This window comes from Bacillus sp. 165 (assembly GCF_017742235.1).
In the GTDB taxonomy this organism is placed as follows: domain Bacteria; phylum Bacillota; class Bacilli; order Bacillales; family Bacillaceae_G; genus JAGHKQ01.
In genome coordinates, this window is sequence record NZ_JAGHKQ010000001.1 from 226,627 (window position 1) to 244,303 (window position 17,677).

21 protein-coding genes and 1 other annotated feature are annotated in these 17,677 nt (G+C 36.3%); of the genes, 4 read left to right on the forward strand and 17 right to left on the reverse strand.

Translation table 11 applies throughout. The features are described 5' to 3' along the window. The first annotated feature begins 35 nt into the window (after positions 1 to 35). Positions 36 to 548, forward strand: a complete 513-nt coding sequence (locus tag J7Q84_RS01225) for a Crp/Fnr family transcriptional regulator (protein WP_209092576.1) — start codon at positions 36 to 38, stop codon at positions 546 to 548. Positions 549 to 577: 29 nt separating this feature from the next. Here the strand turns inward: J7Q84_RS01225 and hmpA are convergent, their stop codons facing one another. Further along, complete coding sequence (hmpA, locus tag J7Q84_RS01230) at positions 578 to 1,801, reverse strand: NO-inducible flavohemoprotein (protein WP_209092577.1); 1,224 nt, start codon at positions 1,799 to 1,801, stop codon at positions 578 to 580. Positions 1,802 to 2,098: 297 nt separating this feature from the next. After that, positions 2,099 to 2,620, reverse strand: coding sequence for a hypothetical protein (locus tag J7Q84_RS01235; RefSeq protein WP_209092578.1), 522 nt, complete (start codon positions 2,618 to 2,620; stop codon positions 2,099 to 2,101). 273 nt (positions 2,621 to 2,893) lie between these two features. Between J7Q84_RS01235 and J7Q84_RS01240 the strand changes: the two genes are divergently transcribed. Continuing rightward, complete coding sequence (locus tag J7Q84_RS01240) at positions 2,894 to 3,100, forward strand: hypothetical protein (RefSeq protein WP_209092579.1); 207 nt, start codon at positions 2,894 to 2,896, stop codon at positions 3,098 to 3,100. Between the two features lie 10 nt (positions 3,101 to 3,110). On the opposite strand, the gene J7Q84_RS01245 is transcribed toward J7Q84_RS01240, so the two are convergent. Further along, positions 3,111 to 3,956, reverse strand: a complete 846-nt coding sequence (locus J7Q84_RS01245) for a YhfM domain-containing protein (RefSeq protein ID WP_209092580.1) — start codon at positions 3,954 to 3,956, stop codon at positions 3,111 to 3,113. Positions 3,957 to 4,110: 154 nt separating this feature from the next. On the opposite strand from J7Q84_RS01245, the gene J7Q84_RS01250 reads away from it, so the two are divergent. Then, on the forward strand, positions 4,111 to 4,923 hold the full coding sequence (locus tag J7Q84_RS01250; protein ID WP_209092581.1) for a class I SAM-dependent methyltransferase: 813 nt from the start codon (positions 4,111 to 4,113) through the stop codon (positions 4,921 to 4,923). A gap of 493 nt (positions 4,924 to 5,416) precedes the next feature. Here J7Q84_RS01250 and J7Q84_RS01260 read toward each other — a convergent pair whose 3' ends face one another. From J7Q84_RS01260 to J7Q84_RS01300, 9 genes are all read right to left on the reverse strand, one after another. Then, positions 5,417 to 5,947: a transporter gene (locus tag J7Q84_RS01260; protein WP_209092583.1), complete on the reverse strand. Its 531-nt coding sequence runs from the start codon at positions 5,945 to 5,947 to the stop codon at positions 5,417 to 5,419. Between the two features lie 111 nt (positions 5,948 to 6,058). Continuing rightward, positions 6,059 to 6,691, reverse strand: a complete 633-nt coding sequence (locus J7Q84_RS01265; RefSeq protein ID WP_209092584.1) for a response regulator transcription factor — start codon at positions 6,689 to 6,691, stop codon at positions 6,059 to 6,061. Then, positions 6,684 to 7,742, reverse strand: a complete 1,059-nt coding sequence (locus J7Q84_RS01270) for a sensor histidine kinase (protein WP_209093082.1) — start codon at positions 7,740 to 7,742, stop codon at positions 6,684 to 6,686. Before J7Q84_RS01270 ends, J7Q84_RS01265 begins: the two co-directional genes overlap by 8 nt. Continuing rightward, positions 7,742 to 8,473 (reverse strand): cell wall-active antibiotics response protein LiaF, encoded by a 732-nt coding sequence (liaF, locus tag J7Q84_RS01275; RefSeq protein ID WP_209092585.1) that lies wholly within the window; start codon positions 8,471 to 8,473, stop codon positions 7,742 to 7,744. The genes J7Q84_RS01270 and liaF overlap by 1 nt, the downstream gene beginning before the upstream one ends. A 97-nt stretch (positions 8,474 to 8,570) precedes the next feature. Beyond that, positions 8,571 to 9,230 (reverse strand): PspA/IM30 family protein, encoded by a 660-nt coding sequence (locus J7Q84_RS01280; RefSeq protein WP_209092586.1) that lies wholly within the window; start codon positions 9,228 to 9,230, stop codon positions 8,571 to 8,573. Between the two features lie 16 nt (positions 9,231 to 9,246). Further along, positions 9,247 to 9,600 carry a lmo0954 family membrane protein gene (locus tag J7Q84_RS01285; protein WP_209092587.1) on the reverse strand — a complete coding sequence of 118 codons (354 nt, stop codon included), beginning with the start codon at positions 9,598 to 9,600 and terminating at the stop codon, positions 9,247 to 9,249. A gap of 324 nt (positions 9,601 to 9,924) precedes the next feature. Continuing rightward, on the reverse strand, positions 9,925 to 10,143 hold the full coding sequence (locus tag J7Q84_RS01290) for a helix-turn-helix domain-containing protein (RefSeq protein ID WP_209092588.1): 219 nt from the start codon (positions 10,141 to 10,143) through the stop codon (positions 9,925 to 9,927). A gap of 10 nt (positions 10,144 to 10,153) precedes the next feature. Then, entirely contained in the window at positions 10,154 to 10,633 is a 480-nt protein-coding gene (locus J7Q84_RS01295; protein WP_209092589.1) for a DUF2975 domain-containing protein, read from the reverse strand. 30 nt (positions 10,634 to 10,663) lie between these two features. After that, positions 10,664 to 11,146: a DUF2975 domain-containing protein gene (locus J7Q84_RS01300; RefSeq protein WP_209092590.1), complete on the reverse strand. Its 483-nt coding sequence runs from the start codon at positions 11,144 to 11,146 to the stop codon at positions 10,664 to 10,666. A gap of 1,142 nt (positions 11,147 to 12,288) precedes the next feature. On the opposite strand from J7Q84_RS01300, the gene J7Q84_RS01305 reads away from it, so the two are divergent. After that, a complete protein-coding gene (locus J7Q84_RS01305; RefSeq protein ID WP_209092591.1) occupies positions 12,289 to 13,458 on the forward strand; it encodes a murein hydrolase activator EnvC family protein in 1,170 nt (389 codons plus the stop codon). Positions 13,459 to 13,540: 82 nt separating this feature from the next. On the opposite strand, the gene J7Q84_RS01310 is transcribed toward J7Q84_RS01305, so the two are convergent. The 5 genes from J7Q84_RS01310 to J7Q84_RS01330 all read right to left on the reverse strand — a co-directional run bounded on the left by J7Q84_RS01310 (position 13,541) and on the right by J7Q84_RS01330 (position 17,669). Further along, positions 13,541 to 14,878, reverse strand: coding sequence for a sodium-dependent transporter (locus J7Q84_RS01310; RefSeq protein ID WP_209092592.1), 1,338 nt, complete (start codon positions 14,876 to 14,878; stop codon positions 13,541 to 13,543). Positions 14,879 to 14,978: 100 nt separating this feature from the next. Beyond that, positions 14,979 to 15,226 (reverse strand) — a binding site (T-box leader). Positions 15,227 to 15,306: 80 nt separating this feature from the next. Beyond that, positions 15,307 to 15,912 carry an NAD(P)-binding protein gene (locus J7Q84_RS01315; RefSeq protein WP_209092593.1) on the reverse strand — a complete coding sequence of 202 codons (606 nt, stop codon included), beginning with the start codon at positions 15,910 to 15,912 and terminating at the stop codon, positions 15,307 to 15,309. Continuing rightward, positions 15,881 to 16,639, reverse strand: a complete 759-nt coding sequence (locus J7Q84_RS01320) for a sirohydrochlorin chelatase (protein WP_209092594.1) — start codon at positions 16,637 to 16,639, stop codon at positions 15,881 to 15,883. The genes J7Q84_RS01315 and J7Q84_RS01320 overlap by 32 nt, the downstream gene beginning before the upstream one ends. Position 16,640: 1 nt before the next feature. Further along, a complete protein-coding gene (gene cobA / locus J7Q84_RS01325) occupies positions 16,641 to 17,429 on the reverse strand; it encodes a uroporphyrinogen-III C-methyltransferase (protein WP_209092595.1) in 789 nt (262 codons plus the stop codon). 39 nt (positions 17,430 to 17,468) lie between these two features. Next, positions 17,469 to 17,669: a DUF3906 family protein gene (locus J7Q84_RS01330; RefSeq protein WP_209092596.1), complete on the reverse strand. Its 201-nt coding sequence runs from the start codon at positions 17,667 to 17,669 to the stop codon at positions 17,469 to 17,471. Between the last annotated feature and the right edge of the window lie 8 nt (positions 17,670 to 17,677).

The following is a 17,677-nucleotide window of genomic DNA, read 5'->3' on the forward strand; positions in this document are numbered from 1 at the left end:
AACAAAGATGTAAAATAAATAAAGAGGTGCTCAAATTGATATTACATAAGGGAGATATATTATTTAGACAAGGAGAAAAAGGGTCTTTATTCTACATTAAAAGCGGATTATTAAAAGTGGTTCGTCTTCAAGAGGAGGGTCATTCATTTCTATTTAATATTATTGTACCAGGAGAAACAATCCCTCACCACTCCCTCGTTTCTCCAAAAGATTATCATGGAACTGCTATCGCACTTATGAAAACGGAAGTGGACATTATAGAAAGCACAGCTTGGTACACAATGCTTCGTAATAACCCTCAAACCTATGCAGATATTTGTATACAGCTACAACATAAATTGCGGATGATGCAGGAGCGAATCGACCAACTAACAATAATCTCTCCTATGGATCGATTAGAGCTTCTTCAAAAATGGTTTGTATCATACCTACCGAATACACCGATTCACCAAATATTAACACAAGCTGAAATAGGGCAGCTAATCGGACTCCGGCGTGAAACTGTAAATCGATTATTACGAGAACAAAAAAAGAAGATCTGCACATAGGCAGCAGCTCTTCTCTTTTATCATACATTTTACGCTTCCGTTGGTTCTAAGCTGGCGGCAGGGCCAAAAAATTCAAAATGAATATTGCTTTCTGCAACTCCCCAGGTTTTTAACATTTCATTTACATGCCGCATAAATGGAATCGGGCCACAAAAATAAAAGTCAGCTTGAGTTGAAGGTATGATTGTTTGTAACCAGCCACGTTCAATCAATCCTTCTCTATCATAATGCTTTTTGCTCCGGTCCTCTGGTGTAGGAGAAGAATAACATATATATGCTTTTACATTATTTCTTGCCTTCGTCACACCTTCTACATACTCTCTAAAAGCATGAACATCGCCGTTGATTGCACAGTGAATAAAAAATACTTGTCGGTTTGGCTGTCGTTCTAAGGCTGTATTAAGCATACTCATCATTGGGGTTATACCGACGCCTCCGCTAATTAACACTAATGGTTTTTCTTGTGCTGTATCTAAGGTAAAATCTCCTGCTGGAGCGCTCAATGGCAATATATCGCCTATTTGTACTTTTTCATGTAAATAAGTAGACACAATACCTGCTGGATGATTTAAGCTAGTATCTTCTCTCTTTACACTAATACGATAATATGGTTTTCCTGGAGCATCAGATAAACTATATTGGCGGTTATGTCTATATTCATTCCCAGGTATATCCATTTCCACCGTAACATACTGTCCAGGATTAAATGTGGATAATTCTTTACCATCCTGCGGTTCTAAGTAGAAAGAAGTAATAACATCGCTTTCCTTCACTTTCTTTACTACAATAAAATTGCGGAATTCTCGCCATCCTCCCTCTTGCTGTTCTGCTTCTTTGTACATTTCAGACTCTATTTGAATAAACGCCTCGGCAATTACGCCGTATGCCTCTCCCCAAGCATCTAGTACTTCTTGCGGAGCATCCAACACCTCTTTAATGGCTTGTAATAAGCGAGTTCCTACAATGGGGTAGTGTTCTGCTTTTACTCCTAAACTGCGATGCTTATGGCCAATTTGTTTTACTACTGGGATGATAGCTGTTAAGTTCTCAATATTTGCAGCTACTGCATAAACTGCATGTGCCAATGCTTCTGATTGCCGCCCTTTTTTTTGGTTTGTTTGATTAAATATATGTAACAATTCAGGATACTTAGTAAACATAATATTATAAAAATGTTTTGTAATCTCTATTCCACGTTCTTGTAATATAGGTGCAGTAGCTTTCACAATTTCAATTGTTTTTTGACTTAACACATTGATCCCCACCTTTTTTATTTTTCATAATAAAATATGAATGCTTATACCTTTATTATAGGTACATCTACTTTTAAAAGGTGTGATTGGAATCACTCTAACTGTAACGTTTTTGTGAATATTTTCCATATTAATCTCTAAAAAAGAATTTTCTACCCGACACAGCTACTAACAAGATTCTAGGTTTGAGGAAAGAGTTAAAATTATTATCACTATACAAACAGTATAAAGAAGCGAACCCTCTATATTCAGTAGATGATTCACTTCTTTAGTATTTCAATAGGTTCAGTCCCTCTTTTAGTTTGACTTTATCATTACTTCTATTTGCTTAGTATTTTCACCACCTCCAAACTTTGTAACTCCCCATATATTTGTTTCACCAGTATATTGATTAATAAGAATATCTAAATCATGATAAATACGATGACTTAACACAACGTATGTAATATTTTGTTCTTCCATTCCTTGTTTTAATATATCGTAGCTGCGCTTTAAATCTATCTTTAGTGACGGGTCTTTTACCTTTTGTTCCATTTCTTTTAGAGCTGATTCATTTTGAATAAACCAATCGTGCAATAACTTCCAATCCGCATTTGTATACTTATCTGCTTTTCCATAGTTCAAAAAACCATTAAAACTTTCATGTGTAGTATGTATAAATTCCAATGTTTTTTCTGATTCTTGTAATTTTTCTAATTTCGGTATAGCAGATACATTCAGAGGCTGTTCTGCATAATACAGAAATACTTTTGTCAAACTAAAAAAACCTACTACCATAATCCCTACAGTTACCAAAAACCATAACAATTTTTTAAACATATCAAACCTTCCCCCCATATTTTTACCATAATAATTCCAACTTTCTTGCTGAATGGTATACAACATACTTAATATAGTGAAATACAGAAAGACAATACATATAGAAGCTCGTTTCATGTTTAAAACTGCTATATGCTTTAGTGAAATGCTTACAGATTAGTTATGATAAGTTTTACATTTTCCTAATTTTTACATATAATTTTATTTACAAATGCTTAATTTTCAAAAATTAACCAATACTAAGAATGTATATTAAGAACAGGAGGTGAAATAATGAGGTTTCATTCTATTATTTTAGGACTTTTATCTTTTTTTGCGTCTATTATGATTTTATACTCCATTGGAAACATGCTTTCAATAGAATGGCTGCAGCCCCATAGTGAACAGTCATTGTTATCAATAGGCGTTTGGCTCCCTTTAATTCTTGCACTCATCATCGGATACTTAATTGTTCGAAAATATAAATCAAGACTTGGCTAATGCCAAGTCTTCATTTTTTTCTTTCCAGCTTTTCCCCATACTCTTTCACATATTGAATAATATTAAGAAATGTTCCTGCTTGTTCTTTTTTTTCATTCCAAATTGTGAGGTTATATCCTTCATAATATTTCATAATAGCTTGCTCTTGCGAAGCTGTCATATTTTTCGGTTTCGGTACAAGAAAATGAATTTCGTATGTTTTATATTCATTTCCCACCTGCTCACCTTCTATAAGAACACTCTTCTCTTCCTTTAAGAGCGCCTGTACTTTTTTAGGTATCTCTAATTGAAAATAGTACATCTTTTCTTTTTCCAATACAGCATATAATGAATCAGAAATAGTATAAGATACTCTATAGTGAAAAAACTCTGGTTCAGAAATAATATGAAACTTTGTAATTTGGAAATCTTGTTTTGTTATGCTCTTCAGCTTTGATTCAGAAGAAGGGGTTGATACAGACGTTGGTTCGATATACTCAATGAGCTCTTTTGTTATATCCTTTGAAAAATGATATAAATGAGTATCGTCTCCCTGTTTCATCATCCAGCCTTGCCTGCTTTCATGATGCAGCCATAAAAAATATTTCTCCTGTTTCTTCTCTTTATGAATTACAACTTTATATTCCGGATGAGATAAACTAAATATTGCCTCCACTCGCTTAGCTTCCTCTAGCAATTGCTCGAATGGCTTGATTTTCTCTTCATCTGTCCATTCCTTAACTACAGCTTCATTTTTCCAAACGATTATTTTTTCTGTTCTTATCTCCTGCAATGTTCCCACTTCTTTCACCTTTGGCTCTGCGCATCCTGTCAATACCATTAACGAAACACATGCCAGTATGATCAGTCTGTTCATATCCATCTCCCTATTCCTAATTCTTTGGATATACAATAACCCTTCGACACCCTTCTTGAATATCCTTGTAAAACAGAAAAATTTCTTTACATTCCTGGAAATACCATTTTATTCCATATAAAATAAAAGCATACACATTGAAAGGATGGGAAGCATGTCAATAGACTTTCATTCCGAAAAAAACCGTAAGACATATGCCTCAAGAACAGCAGATCACTCTTGGTATGAATCTTTCTCTAAACTTATAAACGTTAAAGAAAAAAAGATACTGGATGTTGGCTGTGGTGGAGGAATTTATACAAAGGCATTGGCAGAAATAGGTGCTGGCGAAATTACAGCCTTCGACTTCTCAGAACAAATGCTTAAAACTGCAAAAGAGTTTTGCAAAGCCTATGATAACATCATCTATATGAAAGGTGATGCACATACTCTCAATTTACCAAACGATACCTTTGATGTAGTTATTTCTCGAGCTGTTATTCATCATTTAGCGGATATTCCGGCATTTTTTCGAGAAGCCTATCGCGTCTTAAAACCAAACGGTGTAATCGTTATACAAGACCGAACAATTGAAGACTGTATTTTACCAGGAAGTAAAGAGCATATTCGCGGGTATTTTTTTGATTATTATCCAAAGTTGATAATCAAAGAGCAAGAACGTCGTCCAAACAGCCATGATGTACAAAAATGGTTTAGGGAAGCTGGATTTCAGAATATACAGGAACAAAACCTATGGGAGATTAGAAAAGTTCATTCTTCTTTAGATGCTCTTCTTAAAGATTTATCTCCTCGTACGGGCCGCTCTATTTTACATGAGTTGACAGACAAAGAGTTGCAGAGTTTACTTGATCGTATTCGTTTGGAGTTACAAAATACGAGCAAGGAAAATCTGCCTGAAAAAGATCGTTGGACTATTTGGACTGCAAAAAAAGATGAAACTTTTATAAAGGAAAACTTCCATCAGTGAAGCTCTTCCTTCTTCGCAATGTAAGCGGAGAGTCAAAGTCCAAGTTAATACAGGATAAAAGAAAAAAACATCTCATCCTTTAACGATAAGGTGCTTTTTCTTCACTTTATAGCTAGCTTACAACCTAGAATTGCAGCATTCCTGGTATCCACCCCGTCTTTGCTGTGCCTGTCCACATTTAGAACATACTAAGAATCTGAAACTGTTTTGAGACAAACTTGCTTTTTGAAAAGATAATACTTCTGCTTGCTTTATAGAACGAAAATAATATGAGCAGCCAATTATCATTCCTAATACTACTACAAGAATTGATACAAGCATTGCAGTCACCTCTTACTGTATGTTTTTAATTTCTTCGGGTAGATAATTATTACTTTCGATGTAACCCCTTTCATTTCCTGCAATCGTATTTAAATGTTTATTAGTATAGAAAATAAATACTTGTAATTGACATAAGAAAAGCTCCTCATCGAAGGAGCTTTTCTTATAATTGCTAAGAGCACTGAAAAGAACTAATATTACTTAAATCAAATCCAGTGTACACCCATCTGAATTGTTTTCGTCTCCAACGGTATCCTGCAATTGAAGTTCTTCCTACAAATACCGGATAAAACCAAAAACTTCTTCCATTCACAAGCCAAATATAAGTATAGCGATATAAACATCTCCGAATGCCGCCTGAATCTATCGCAAATAAGGAAGCCTGCTGCTGTTGTGGAATATAAGACGGAGGCGGTCCCTGTGGCGGCCCTTGTACTCCAGGTGGTCCTCCCCCCTGTCCCGGTGGAAATCCCCCCTGTCCTGGCGGAAATCCTCCCTGTCCTGGCGGAAATCCTCCCTGTCCTGGCGGAAATCCTCCCTGTCCTGGCGGAAATCCTCCCTGTCCTGACGGAAATCCCCCCTGTCCTGGCGGAAATCCCCCCTGTCCTGGTGGAAATCCCCCCTGTCCTGGCGGAAATCCCCCCTGTCCTGGCGGAAAAGGAAATCGTCCATCTCCATAATAACCATTAGGATTATAATACATTTTTGTCACCTCTTTATAAACAGATGGTATCTCGTTTATATATGTATGTAAAAAAGACTTGGTCAGTGTACTATTTTTTATAAAAATAAAAATCCTCTTATTTGAGGATTCTTATTTAGTCAACCGATTACGAAAAGCATAAATAACTGCTTGTGTACGATCACTGACATTCAATTTACTTAATATATTACTCACATGTGTTTTTACTGTCTTCAGGGCAATAAATAATTCATCCGCTATTTCTTGGTTAGACTTTCCCTCTGTCATTAGCATAAGAATTTCAAGTTCTCGTTCTGTTAGTTCTTCATGCGGACTATCTTCTTGTTTTTGCCTCATTTTGGTCATCATTTTACCAGTAACCTTTGGCTCCAATATGGTTTCTCCATTGTAAGTAGCTCGAACCGCATCAGCAATATCACTTGCTCTAGACGTCTTTAATAGGTAACTAGTGGCTCCAGCCTCAATAACAGGATACAGCTTCTCATCCTCCAAAAAACTTGTTACAACTACAACTTTCGCTTCCGGCCAATGTGAGATTATTTCTCTTGTTGCTTCTATTCCATCTACTTCTTCCATCACTAAATCCATCAAAATAATGTCTGGCTTTAGGGAAAGTGCCAGCTCGATGCCTTTTTTTCCGTTTTCTGCTTCACCAATCACTATAATATCCGCTTGAGTGGATAAGTAAGCCGAAACCCCCATACGAACCATTTCATGATCATCTACAAGCAATACCTTAATCATACTGTTCCCCCTCTCTTGCAAGAATGGGCACCTTCACTTCAATTTGTGTTCCTTTATTAGGAAGACTGATAATTTTAAGTGCTCCGCCTACTTCATTTACACGTTCTTGCATAGACTGTAAACCGTAAGAACCAGTTTTGCGCTGATGTATATTAAATCCTATACCATCATCTATAATTTTTAAAATAGCATATTGATTAATATTTCGAAGGCGAAGTTCCATGCGCTTTGCTTTAGAATGACGAAGTGTATTGGACAACGCTTCTTGCACAATTCGAAACAAGTGATCTTCTACTCCCCGTTCCAAATCTACTGACTCCAAATGCCATTCCATTTTCATTTTCTGTTTTCTTTCTAGTTCTTTCAGCAGTTCTTCAATACCTTGATTCAACTTCTTTCCTTCTAACTGCACCGGACGCAAATGAAGCAATAAAGCTCTCATTTCTGCTTGTGCATTTACAATCATTTGTTCTATGAGTAATAGCTGTTTTCGTGTTGATTCACTGTTCACCTGTATTTTCTCATTGACTGCCGCCATCATCATCGACATCGCAAATAACTGCTGACTGACTGAGTCGTGCAGGTCACGAGCTAAGCGATGACGTTCCTGAGAAATTGCTTCTTGCTTCATCTCTTCGTTCCAAGATGCCCTCTCATTCGTTAAAGCTTGAAAGTGTTCCGCTTGCTTTTCAAATCGTTCTGCTAACGTAACAACCCTCTCCTCGATCAAGGAAAACTCATCCTGTTCTTTAGATAATAATGGTTTATTAAAGTTCCCTCTCTCTATTTCCAGTAGTAAGGTACTCATTTCGTCTACACGCTTCTTCACTTTTTGTCCAAGCGCATATCCAATTACAGATCCGATCATCAGGCTTATCCCTACTATAAATAACGAAACTGGAATAGAAGCAACCGTATGACCAATCAAAAAAGTATAAACATTTTCTCTGCTTTGCCAAGCATAGATACCTGTGACCAGCAAAGATACACCAAGGCAGGTTAATATGAAGTAGTTTAAATATGTCCATTGAATGCTTGTTTGTTTATTCATCATACGTACCTCACTTCCGTATCTCCAACAAGGAGGGAGGAAATGATTTTAATGCGCCTCGATGCCTCTCCATACTGTTCTGTTTTTAGTACAATATTCTTATTAAATCCGCCTGCTTGATGGCCAAACATTGTAATATTTCCAAATAAAACAGAAGTATTTAAAGACACTTCCACATCATATGGAATAAACAACCGAATATTGCCTACCAACCCATGGAGAACAATAACCGTTTCGCCCTCAGGTATCATGGCCATTGTAAAATCGATTTGTACATCGCCAAGCCCATAACGAATATTTACATCCTGAAGTTCATAAATTTGATCAATAATACGATGGTTGCCAACAAGGAAATTACTCATAAAGGGCTGTTCCTCTACAATCGACTTTTCTTTAATTGACTCTTTTATTTTTACAGAAATCATCGTAGGTTGCTGCTTACTTATATATAATTGATATCCGACATATCCAATAATTGCAACAAGAACCAATTGAAAAGCAACGGAAGAAAATACACTGATACAAACTACCAAGACACCGATAATAATAAAAACATTTCCCCGTACTGTCTTCCCTTTATCCCGAAAATAACGACCAATCATAATCATCACGAAAGCAAATACGAGGGCCATCGGCTCAAAACGCCCTGTTACGATATCTATAATTATCCCTATTCCAAAAATTACTGCAAGAAACCCCATCATTTCCGTTTTTGAAAATTGCTTTTTCATTTTATGCCCCCTTTCTATTTCGTGATGATAAAATAACAGGAAAGGTATTGTCTAATTACAATACCTTTCCTTCAAATATCACTATATCATAAGTACTTTACAGTACAACATCCTTTTCTTTTTCAGCTGGTTTTTCTTTTAAATGCTTTTCCAACTTTGCAATCCTTAGGTCAAATGTATCGCGTTCAAACTCCTCGTTTATACGAATTTCTAAATCTCCAATATACTGCTCCATTTTCTCAAACTGAAGAAATGGATTTCCGATAGACACCTTATGGATCGTATCATTGATTCTACGATTTACGTGAGCTAGATTTTCACGAGCCATTAGCTCCATACGCTTAGTATGCATTTCTTTTAATTTATTCTTCATATCATGTATTTTACGCTCTAGTTCTTCTACTTGTTCTGTAGTTCGTGTATATAAATCTTGCAATTTGGATGTTTGCTCTTCATAGTATTGGGCTTCTTCTAGTGCTCTAGCTTCTAATGCAGTTTCATTGGCTTCGCGAGCAATGTGAGCTTGACGCTTTCTTTTTGATGCAAGATAATGTGCTTGCTCCAGTTCACGGTAAAAATCTGCCTTTAAAGTTTGATGACGTTCAATCAACTTCTCAACCTTTTTTACTTCTCTCTCACTGTCACGTAAATATTGGTTTAATAAAGCAAGCGGATTTTGTTTTTCCTTCTCATCTAACATTTGATGAAAGTCTGCTAATACTACATCACGTACTCTTTGAAATAATGACTTTTTCATATACCTCATCCTTTCATTATTGTTGTTTCATAATGCTGTCCCATTGTTCTTCAAAATTTTCAAATGACTTGTATGCTTTATCTGCATCCTTATCACCACGTTCATTCTTCCACTGACGATATCCATAGTATAATAATGCGATGGCAACGATACCTATGATAGCCGGGAAATTACCAAACACAATAGAAAGCCCGATTAACCCAACAATTCCCCAGGAAAACTTCCCAAGTAACGAATGGGATTTCAAAAATGACTTTATGCTCCAATATGCAAGTGCAACACCTATTGCTAAAGCAATTAAGTTACCCAGACTTGCAAGTGCAATAATTACAAGCACTCCCGCTGCCAAAAATGTTAGAAATTTTTTCATATTTTGTTGCCTCCCTTCCTTTTGATACTTCTATCCTACCTGAATCTATCACTTTTCATAACGAGCTAAAGGTGTGTTTTCTACTAGGTCTAAAGTCTTAATAGAAGTAAGACTAAAAAGGATCCCTCTTGTAATAAGTAGTTCGTTTAAGAAGTAGAAAAACCGAATTCACAAGGTAAATATTAAGATAAATCGCATAATTTTAGACAACAAAATTACACAAAAAAACGTAGAGGTTTTAGCATCCCTCTACGTTTTTTTATAATCTAATGACCTGTTCTTAAACTAACTCACCCGTTATTTAGATAAATTTGTTGTATATTTTTATTGATTGTCCTTGTCATTTTTGTACTCCAAAATATCACCTGGCTGACAATCCAAAGTCTTACATATCGCTTCTAATGTCGAAAAACGAACCGCTTTTGCTTTTCCATTTTTCAAAATGGAAAGATTCGCCATAGTAATTCCAACCCTTTCCGAAAGCTCCGTTACGCTCATTTTTCGTTTTGCTAACATCACATCAATATTTATAATAATTGCCATATCTTTCACCTCAGACCGTCAAATCATTTTCTGATTTTATGTTAATCGCTTCTTGCAAAAGCCTTTGGAGGACAGCAGCAAAAACTGCGATAACCAACGAAGCAAAAGGAATGACCATTCCAACAAATATGAGACCGGGGGCATCATCTTTATCTGCAACGAGAAAATAGAGCGGCAAACCTAAGACATGCAAAATACAGATAGAAATGGCGCAGTATTTGATTTTCATTAAAGTTCGAACAGACAATTCAGAGAAAGCATTGTTCTTGTCAATATAACTTAACACTTTTAAAGCTTGATAAAGGGCGAAGAAAAAAGGTAATACGCCTCCATATAAAATGATGAAAATGATATATTTTATGGAATGAACATCTAAGAAATCTGCTACCGCATGTGCCAGTTCAGGAACCAGAAATATGCACAAAACGAGAACTGGAATCCCAATGAGAATAACAGCTATTTTCAAAAATAATGTGGTTGTTATCTTCATAAAAAAACACCTCTTGTATATTTTAAAATGCTAATTGTTTTTTGGCTGTGAATCCAAGACATTCCTTATAGGTTTTTGAAGTACGTTCACAAAAGCTGCGACGACGCTTGTTGCTAAAATCCCCATCAAACCTAGAGATATTGGACCTGCTGCATCATCACCTGTAAATTGTACACGCACTCTTAAATAAACTATTGCTAACAAAATGAAGAAGATGACAGTAAACGCGCATTTTTTTATTACCTTCAAAGATTGAAGAGATAAGTCAGAGAAAGCATTGTTCTTTTCTATATAAGTCAAAAGTTTAAATACTTGATATAACGCTACATAACACGTAATACATATGCCATATGCACCTACTAAAAGTGGATATAGCGAATAATCACCAGGGCGCTCTATCGCATCTCTTCTGGCTGCTTCAGGCAACAAATATATACACACGGCAAGCACTGCGATTCCAATCAAAAATATAATAACCTTTAAGAAAATAGTAGAATCTCTTTTAAAATGCATTTAAAACACCTCACTTTTGTTAAGATAATACAAATTTATCATAAATTTTATCGTTTTACAATAAATTAATATCGTTTTTTATTATGTTATTATTGTTATTTAAAATCTTTTTAATTTCACAAAAAATAAAAAGTATTTCTCATTACAAAGAAATACTTTTACTTTAAAAAGTTAAATTAAAACTTGTTTAGTAAAACTGCCTCGTTAGTTGAACAAGCAGAACAACCACTCTTACAATTATTTTAACATTAAGCTCGATATTTTAAATTTTCTACCTCTGACTTACTCTTGTAATAGGCTCCTTTTTATAGCTACAGTTTCATGTTCTATTTTTATTTCTAAAATTCCGATTTCCGATTCGGACAGTAACATCACTGCTATTATTCACATTCATTATCACAATGCTTTTTGATAGAATCCACCCTATTGTCAACCCTAACAAAAAATATCTTTCATGCTTCTTCAATTTAACACCCTCTCTATTCTCAAAATAATCCCTCTCGGTTTGGTCCATGTATTATACTAAAAAAGAGGAAATAAAACGTTTGGGTCTAATCACAGCCATCTTTCTTTTATAAATCTCACTCTTCATTCCCTGCTCAATCCAATTAAAAACATCTCATATCCTCTCTTTTATTTCTTCGTCATACTTGTAAAACATGTTACGAAAAGCAGGCTCTTCGTTAGCTGCTTACACAGCTTTACTGTACATTACATAAAGTGAAGCTTCCATGAGCAGAATTTTCTTCGTCTCAATTGATAATTAAACTATGTAGAATAAATACCTCATTCAGTCAATATCACTAGTTATATTCTTCTAAATAATGTATTATTCCTGTCCAAATTTTATAGCTTCTCTATTCCTGAAAGCATATACAATACAAACATTGGCATGAGCTATCGATTACCTACCAAAATAATTTTATGTAAGTACGACTCCCTACATCATCGATGAAATATGTTATTCATTACATAAATATGCAGAAAATATCATTGGAAATTATATATAAATGTAACACTCTTGCAAAAAGAACAACATAATTTCTCTGCGAGCATTACATTTTTATTACATTACAATAACATTAACTCATATTCCATCCTCCTTATGATATAAAGCTATCGAAAGAGGAGGTTTATAGAATATGAATAAAAAAATAACCTTTTGCAGTTTATTCACTGCAAGTATACTGCTAGCTTCACCTGTCATTCCCTATGCAAATGCACAAAGTAATCAACAAAAATTAAATAATATTCAAGATCAGCTCAAAGACAAAGAAATGGAACTCCACACAAAACAATCAGAAAAGGAACAGCTTCAAAGTGAAATTACTGCCCTTCAACAAGTGATGAAGGAGTTAGACCACACCATTGCCAAAAATCAAGAGGCACTCGATAAAACGGGGCAAGAAACTCAAATACTAAAAGCGACTATTGAGGAAAAAAAACATAAAATTGAAGAGCTTCATGTTCGTATTGCCAATCGCCAAGACCTTTTAAGGCAACGTTTAACCGTTCTTCAAGAACAGTCCCGTACGAACCTTGTTACGGAAGTATTAGTCAATGCAAAGAATATTGTAGATTTTATTCAAAATATATATTCTATCAATCTTATTATGAATTCAGATACTGCTATTTTAAAAGAACAACAGCAAGATCAAAAGCAGCTCAAAAAAGAAATGAAATCCTTGCAAGAAAAGCAACAAGCATTAATCCAACATGAAATAGACCTGAAAGAAAAACAAAAAGAATTGACAGTACAACAAAAACAAAAGGATGATATTGTAAAACAATTGGAAGCAAAACTTGCAACAACAGAAGGAGAAATGCAAGATACAACAGAAACAAAAGCAATTCTCGAAGCACAAAAAGAAATGTTGCAGCAAACAATGCAAGAAGAATCATCACCCTCAGTCAAACCAGGAGGATTTATAAAACCTGCATCTGGAACCATCACTTCAGAATTCGGAGGAAGGTGGGGGAAACATCATGATGGTATCGATATTGCCCAATCAGGAAGTGTGCCCGTTATTGCAGCAGCGTCTGGAACAGTAATTCGTTCCTACTACTCTAGCTCATATGGTAATGTTGTGTTTATTGCTCATCTTCTGAATGGTAAGACTTACATAAGCGTATATGCTCATTTACGAGATCGTTCTGTTTCAGCTGGCCAAGCCGTAAAACAAGGCCAACAAATCGGTATCATGGGAAATACAGGTCATTCCTTTGGACAGCACTTACACTTCGAATTGCATGCAGGCGAATGGAATCAAGCCAAAAGCAATGCAGTGGATCCGCTGCGTTATATCCAATAACAGACAAGGATATATTGTCTGTTATTTTATCGATATCTAAACTTAATTCATCTAAAAAAGCTTGCGGAAAAATCCAGCAAGCTTATATTACGCCGATAACATTCAAAAATACAATCAGAACTGTTACTGGTACAATATATCGGATTAAGAAAAACCATACTATAAACCATTGCTTTCCATACTTCGTTCCAATGCTCAATTCTTCCAACAACTTAGTTTTTGGAATTTTATACGGTGCAAATAAAGCAATACAGAACACTCCTAGGGGCAACAATATATTGCTGACTATATAATCTGCTAGATCAAATACTGTTTTTCCAAACAGCCTGACATCGCTCATCACTCCAAACGACACAGCAGAAGGAACCCCTGCTGCAAAAATAGCAAGTCCGATGTACAAAGCAAGTTTCGGCCTTTTTGCCACATCGTCTTTCGCCTTGGATGCTACAATTATTTCTAACATAGACACTGCCGATGTAATAGTAGCGAAGAAAAATAATACTAAGAAAGTAATAAAAAAGAAATGACCGAATGTAAGACTTTCAAATACAGAAGGCAATACAATAAATAAAAGTCCTGGTCCTTCTGTTGGCTTCATACCAAGTGCAAACACCGCAGGAAAAATCGCCAAGCCTGCTAAAACGGTAATAAAAATGGTTAAGCTGACAATAGAGACTGCCGATTTTGTTAAGCTTTCTTTTTTTGGCAAATATGAGCTGTACGTAACCATAACAGAGGCACCTACAGTTAAGGAGAAGAACGATTGGCCCATTGCATACAAAATTGTTTCGGAGGTTAATTTAGAAAAATCCGGCTTTAAGAAAAACTCTACCCCTTGCATTGCTCCATCGAGTGTAAGAGATCGACCTATCAGCAGCAAAAACAACATAAACAATGCCGGCATCATATACTTATTTACTTTTTCAATTCCATTTTGTATGCCTCTGCTTACAATATAGATAGTTATCATAATAAAGATAAACTGCGTACCAACAGCAGCATACGGATTTGAAATCGTTTGTCCAAATAACACATCATACTGTCCCTTCCATAATCCCCCGGTAATAGAGTAATAGAGATAAAGCAGAATCCATCCTCCTACAACACTGTAAAAGGACAAGACAATAAAACTCGTCACAACTCCTATACGTCCAATCCATGGGTATAGCTTACTGTGGGGAACAAGCTCCTGATATGCACTAATCGCTTCTTTTTGTGTACTTCGTCCAATTAAAAACTCTGCTAATAACAGAGGTAGTCCAATTAATAAAGTCAAGAGAAGAAATACAATAAAAAACGCTCCTCCTCCCCCCTGACCTGCTACATAGGGAAATTTCCAAATTGCCCCGAGTCCGATAGCTGCTCCTGCGGCAGCCAGCACAAATCCAATTTTTGATGTCCATTGCTGTGTTTTGTTCATACCTTTCGCTCCTTTGTTGTATTCGTCTAGATTGTTCTCTTCACTTCATGCTGACCACCTCCTTTAGAAAATAAAAAAGTCCCCTGCATGTTCAATACATGCAGAGGACGATATGTACAATACCGTGGTACCACCTCAATTGGATTTCCTTTCATTTAGGAAACTCCCTCTCTTCAGGTACATAAATAATACCCTATCCTTTTAACGGTGGAATCCGGGCCGCCTACTCCATATTTCAGCGTACCTCTCATAAGCCCATTCCATATATTCTATCGTATCGGGCTCTCACCTATTCCCGACTCTCTGAACGCATCAAATATATGTACTCTTCTTAATCAACGATTTTACTATGAATAGTAGTGATTATAAAGTGTCTTATTAAATTTGTAAAGGAAATTAATATATCTATCAAAAAATCGAAGTATCTATTATGATACTTCGATTTTTTTCAAAAACTGCCTTCGTTTCTCTTCAGACAAACGATACTCTTCCTTCAAAACCTCCAACAGCAGTTTATTTTTTTTACCCTTTTCCAGTACTTTTCTCTTGATTTGGATACGGCACTCATATAAAAACTCTAAGTAGTCTGCATACGATTCATCATAAAGTGCGGCAAGGTCGTTTCGAATTTTTTTTGCCAGCTTTGGACTTGCACCTTCTGTTGAAACTGCTATGAGTAGCTTCCCTTGTTTCAAAGCTGCCGGAAAATGGACATTTCCTTTTTCAGGATTGGTAATTACATTTACCAATTGATTTGACTTTGCAGCTTGCTCTAACCTGTCATTCAATTCTACATCATCTGTAGCAGCAATAATGAGAAAAGCATCTTCACAGTCACTGATTTCAATGTTTCTTTCAATCCATTGTATGGTTTGCTCTTGCGCCCACTTTCGAATTTCTTCGACAGCCCTTGGGCTTATGACTGTAATATTGGCACCTTCTTCTAGCAATAAAGCAATTTTAAAGGATGCAATTCTCCCGCCCCCTGCTACTACCACTCTTTTACCTTGTATGCGTACTGAAATAGGATACATAATTTGCACTCCTTATCGCTTCTTCCACTCTTTCTGCTAAAATTTTTTGTAAATTTGGATGATACCCTAAGTAAGGACAAAGAATAAAAGCATCATTTTTTAGCTGATGAATCATTCTCTCCATGCCTTTGATTAAAAGACCCGTAAAAAGCAAGTACGGAACAACAAATACCTGTCGATGTCCCCTTGCTGCTGCTCTTTCCAGCCCTTCTTCAAAAGTAGGTGAGCAAGCTGCCAAATAACATGTTTCGACTCTTTGGAATGGACCAGATTCTTGAAGCAAACAGGCAATTTGCTCTAAATCATGTTTTACATCTGGATCCCTGCTTCCTCTTCCTACTAGTAAAATCATGGCATCCTTCCCTACTCGCTCTAGTTGGATACGCTCTAGAAGAACCGGAATAATAGCTGCATGCACATTGAATGGTCTCCCATATGTGACAGCAATATGAGGATATTCTTGATTAAGGCGCATCAATTCCTGCGGAATATCCGTTTTCGCATGAGCAGCTGTCAATAGTAATACTGGAATTACCGTAATCTGAGTGGCTCCCTTTGCTATACAATTGGCAAACCCTTCTGCAATCGAAGGACTTGCCAATTCCAAAAAGCTTATCTCTTGAATAGGGATATCCATTTTTTTTATGCATTGTTGGACAAACGTAGTCGCTTGATTGCAAGCTTCCTTCAACCTGCTTCCGTGACAGACATACAATACAGCTTGCATATTACAGTACTCCGCTTACATAGGTATTTACGCTAGCGTTCTCAACAAATGTTTGTTCAAACCACTGTATTTTCTCACGATAACGAACTACCTCCCCTACTACAATCATACTTGGGTTTTGAACTTTTTCTTTTTGGGCTATTGTAATAATTGTACCCAAAGTACCAGATATCGTTCGCTGCAATTGTGTTGTGCCCCATTCTACAAGTGCAACAGGTGTATACTCGCTTTTTCCATATTTTAATAACTGATTACAGATATAAGGAAGATTACCTATCCCCATGTAAATAGCAAGCGTATCAATCCCTTGCGCAAGACTCTGCCATTTTGTTTCTTCTTCCATCCCTTCGCGCCGATGTCCTGTAACAATTGCAAAACTGGCACTGCTATCCCGATGTGTCACAGGAATACCAGCATACGCAGGAGCAGCAATACCTGCTGTAATACCAGGAACCACTTCAAAACATATCCCTTGTTTTACTAATGCTTCCGCCTCTTCCGCCCCCCTCCCAAAGACAAAGGGGTCTCCTCCTTTTAAACGAGTAACAATGTTTCCTTTCTTAGCATATTTCACCAAAAAAGCGTTAATCGTTTCCTGCTGCATAGTATGGGAATTGGGGAGCTTACCGCAATAAATTAATTCAGCACTTGATTTTGCATGTTCCAGCAGCTCTTTATTTACAAGACGATCATATAAAATGACATCTGCTTGTTCAATGCATCTTAATCCTTTGACTGAAATCAAATCCGGGTCTCCCGGACCTGCACCGACAATATACACCTTTCCCACCGCAACCCCTTCTTTCTATCCATTATTTACAGCACTCTCTTACCGTTGAATGACAAAGCCTCCGCTTTTACGAATTTTCTTCACTTCATATAAAGTGATTTCCTGTGCCTCTGGCATTTTCAAAAAATACTTTTCCAATTCTATATCTACAAGCTGAAAAGCCAGCTCTTCATTTTCTGCCACAATGACCACATGAACAACCTCTCCTTGTATAAGCACTTCAAAACGGTAAAGTCCCATGTTTCTCC